Source organism: Ruegeria sp. BHSA123, assembly GCF_059613425.1.
Genome location: NZ_JBXWSL010000146.1, coordinates 1 through 2861 on the forward strand (window position 1 = coordinate 1; position 2861 = coordinate 2861).

Sequence of the window (2861 nt, forward strand, 5' to 3'; positions counted from 1 at the left end):
CTGAAACGGGGCTGCGGCATAACAGACGGTCAAGCCAAGCTTGCGCCCCAGCTGCGCCGCTTCGACCTGGGCATTGGTTTCATTCTGCAAGATCAGCAGATCACCGGTGTTTGCCGAGGCCAGCGCCTGCCCCAGATGGGCGGGTTCCAATGCGTGATTGGCGCCGGGATACAGGATAATCAGGTTTTCACCCTCGGCATCCACCGCAATGATGGCGTGGCCCGTGGGAACATCCACCTCAGAGATATGGCGTGTATCCACACCATATTCTGTTAGTCGATCCTTGGCCCAGCGCCCATCGGGCCCCACGGCACCTATATGGCTGACGCGTGATCCCGCACGCGCAGCGGCCACCGACATGTTGGCCCCCTTGCCGCCCAGAAACCGATCCAGCCGACGGGCGGCCAGGGTTTCCCCCGGCGCAGGCAGATGCGGCAGGTCATAGACCATATCCGCGTTGATCGAGCCGAGATTCCAGATCGTCATGATTTATCCGATGTCGCAAGAGGCCAGAATGGCCATATTCAGAATATCGTTCGCGGTCGAGACGGTCGAGCAGATCTGGATCGGCTTGTCGATGCCTGACAGGATCGGGCCAATCACGGTGGCTCCACCCATTTCCTGCATCAGCTTGGTCGAGATTGATGCCGAATGCCGGGCCGGAACGATCAGGATATTCGCCGGACCGGTCAGGCGCGAGAACGGATAGGCCGTTTGCTGTTCGACGTTCAGGGCAACGTCCACCGTCATTTCACCCTCGTATTCAAAGTCAACGCCGCGCCGATCCAGCACAGCCGGGGCCCGGTGCATCTTTTCAGCACGTTCTGACACCGGATAGCCAAAAGTTGAGAAGCTGACAAAAGCCACGCGGGGCTCCAACCCCATATGCCGGGCAACTGCGGCCGAACGTTCGGCAATATTCGCCAGATCGTTTTCGTCAGGCCATTCATGCACCAGTGTGTCGCCAATCAGGACAATCCGGCCTTTATGCAGCAAAGCTGTCACACCGGCGGCACCATTGGCGGCATCGGCATCAAACACATGGTTGATCCGGTCGAGCACATGCGCAGACTTGCGGGTTGCGCCGGTGACCAGACCATCACCATGCCCATGGGCCAGCATCAGCGACGAAAACACATGCCGGTCCCGTGCGGCCAGACGGTGAATATCTTTGCGGTCAAATCCCTTACGCTGCAAGCGCTGATACAGGAAGTTCGAATAGGTTTCGAGATGCGTGGTATTGGCGGCATTCACGACCTCGATTTCGCGTACAGCGTCGCCCAGGCCCGTGGCTTCCAGTTTGGCCTTAACATCGTCTGGCCGACCCACCACAAGCGCCTTGCCGAAACCTGACCGCTGATACATGACCGCTGCGCGCAATACCCGGGGATCGTCGCCCTCGGCGAAAATCATGCGGCTTTGCGCCTGACGCGCACGGGCGTTCAAACCGCGCAGGATGCTGGCGGTCGGGTCCATCCGGGATTTCAGACTCAGCTCATACGCGTCCATGTCGATGATCGGACGGCGCGCGGCACCGGTGTCCATCCCCGCCCTTGCAACGGCCGGCGGGATACGGTGGATCAAACGCGGGTCGAACGGAGTAGGGATGATATAGTCACGCCCAAAGGTCAGCGACTTGCCATAGGCCATTGCGACCTCATCCGGCACATCCTCGCGCGCCAGATTGGCAAGTGCGTGGGCACAGGCGATCTTCATCTCATCATTGATGGCGCGGGCATGAATGTCCAACGCGCCTCGGAACAGGTAGGGGAAGCCCAAAACGTTATTCACCTGGTTTGGATAATCGCTGCGCCCGGTGGCAACGATCGCATCCACGCGAACCTCGTGCGCTTCTTCCGGAGTAATCTCGGGGTCGGGGTTGGCCATCGCAAAGATGACAGGATTGTCGGCCATGCTGGCAACCATATCCTGCGTGACCGCGCCTTTCACCGAAACACCCAGGAACACATCCGCCCCCTTCATCGCGTCTTCCAATGTGCGCAAGTCGGTTGTGATCGCGTGGGCCGATTTCCACTGGTTCATGCCCTCTGTCCGGCCCTGATAGATCACGCCCTTGGTATCGCAGACAATGCAGTTTTCATGCCGCGCGCCCATTGCCTTGAGCAGTTCGATACAGGCAATCCCCGCGGCACCTGCGCCATTCAGAACGATTTTCACGTCCTCGATCTTCTTGCCCGAGATATGCAGCGCGTTCAGCAGGCCCGCCGCACAGATCACGGCCGTGCCGTGCTGGTCATCGTGAAAGACGGGGATGTCCATCTCTTCCTTCAGTCGCTGTTCGATGATGAAACACTCGGGCGCCTTGATGTCTTCCAGATTGATGCCGCCAAAGGTTGGCCCCATCAGACGCACTGCACGGCAGAATTCATCCGGGTCTTCGGTGTCCAGCTCGATATCGATCGAGTTCACATCGGCGAACCGTTTGAACAGGACCGATTTGCCTTCCATCACCGGTTTCGAGCCCAGCGCGCCGAGGTTACCAAGGCCCAACACCGCCGTCCCGTTCGAGATTACGGCCACCAGGTTGCCCTTGTTGGTATAATCATAGGCCGTTTCCGGGTTTTCCGCGATAGCCTCGCAGGGAACGGCCACACCCGGGCTGTAGGCCAGCGACAGATCTCGCTGCGTTGTCATGGGGACGGTGGCCTGCACCTCCCACTTGCCGGGGGTGGGGTCCAGGTGAAAGGCCAATGCCTCTTCTTTGGTGATCTTCGCTTTGGGCATCTTAAATGTCGTTTCCATGACTTCAGGGCTGACGCCTCATAGCGCAGGAGAACGCCCGCCTCAACGAGAATGAGTTTTCGGCTTTTACAGAAGATGCGGGATTTGTAAGGTCGCGC

Annotated in this window: 2 protein-coding genes; both read right to left on the minus strand. The window is 59.1% G+C overall.

The annotated features are described in order from the left end of the window. Nucleotides 1-486 (minus strand): PfkB family carbohydrate kinase (locus AC2FNC_RS20595; RefSeq protein ID WP_496716541.1); only part of this gene is annotated, 486 nt, incomplete at its 3' end. Between the two features lie 3 nt (nt 487-489). Continuing rightward, nucleotides 490-2745: an NADP-dependent malic enzyme gene (locus AC2FNC_RS20600; protein ID WP_480494020.1), complete on the minus strand. Its 2256-nt coding sequence runs from the start codon at nt 2743-2745 to the stop codon at nt 490-492. Between the last annotated feature and the right edge of the window lie 116 nt (nt 2746-2861).